Below are 1,104 nucleotides of genomic sequence, written 5' to 3'. Positions count from 1 at the left end.
TGCTCAATGTCGATGGTGCGACGCTGAAGTCGTTGACGACAGCGTGCGAGGATCATGTCGCCGATATCCTCGGCCTCGCCAACGGGATCGAGGCGATCAAGTGGGACTCGGTCACCAACTGGACCTATAACAATTCCGAGCATACCAACGCGCGAAACTTGACAACCACTCTCCGCAGTATGGAGATGCTGTTCATGCAGTTGAAGAACAAGGCGCTCGAACTGGCTATTGCCTTACGTAAGTATCAAACAGTTGTCGCTGACATGGGTAACACTTTCGCGGCCGCGTATAAAGCGTTCACGCATACCGAGTTGGATAACGAGAGTTTGTTCAACGCGCCGAGTGCGCGTAACCTCGCTCCCGATCTCATCATATGGAGTCCGATCTCGGGCGGTTCATGGAAGAACGGCCCGCCCAAGGCCACCGGTGGTGGATCCGGCGCGTCCGGTAGCAGCGGCGCGTCCGGTAGTAGTGGCGCTTCGGGTAGCACCATCGACACGCGCGCGCAGCGGGCCGTCGAGGCCGAAATCGAGTCCGGTGACCACTTCTCGCTGATGGACTACCTGAACATCGCGGCGATCTTCGACCGCAACGATGGCAAGGTGTGGGAAATGGCCGGACAGTGGCGAACGGCGTCGACGATCTGGAACAAGTCGGTGGAGAACTTTCGAATGAAAGTCGCACCCGCGTTCACGAGCGGGAATTGGAAGGGCGCCGGCGCCGACCAAGCCGTCGTGTGCCTCAACGCCTATTTCGACCAAGCGAGCGCGTTACGCGCCGCGATCGCCGGAACCTCCGACCTACTCGGCGATACCGGCGACTTCGGCCTCTACTGTTGGTCACACCTACCCCGATACAGTCAAGCCACTTTCGTAGACAAAGAAGTCGACGAGATCAACGGCATCGACGCGGCTAAAGACTTGGCCAACGTCATCAGTTGGTGGGACTCGACCGAGGCAGGCTATATCGGCTACCCACCGGGCATGCGCCAACTCGCCGCCCGCATCCCCGCCTACGCCGACCCCACACCACCCGCGGGCGCCAGCGGCTCGAGCGGCTCTGGCGGATCAGGTGGCGGCAGCGGATCCGGCAACGGAAACGGCT

General features: G+C 60.7%; 1 pseudogene. It reads left to right on the top strand.

The annotated features are described in order from the left end of the window. Positions 1-32: 32 nt before the first annotated feature. A pseudogene (locus NS1_RS41135) lies at positions 33-1,104 on the top strand (hypothetical protein); the annotation flags it as partial.

Source organism: Nocardia salmonicida NBRC 13393, assembly GCF_001613085.1.
Classification (GTDB): Bacteria; Actinomycetota; Actinomycetes; order Mycobacteriales; family Mycobacteriaceae; genus Nocardia; species Nocardia salmonicida.
Note: the sequence above shows the minus strand (reverse complement) of the source record. Positions and strands in the feature narration are given on the sequence as shown.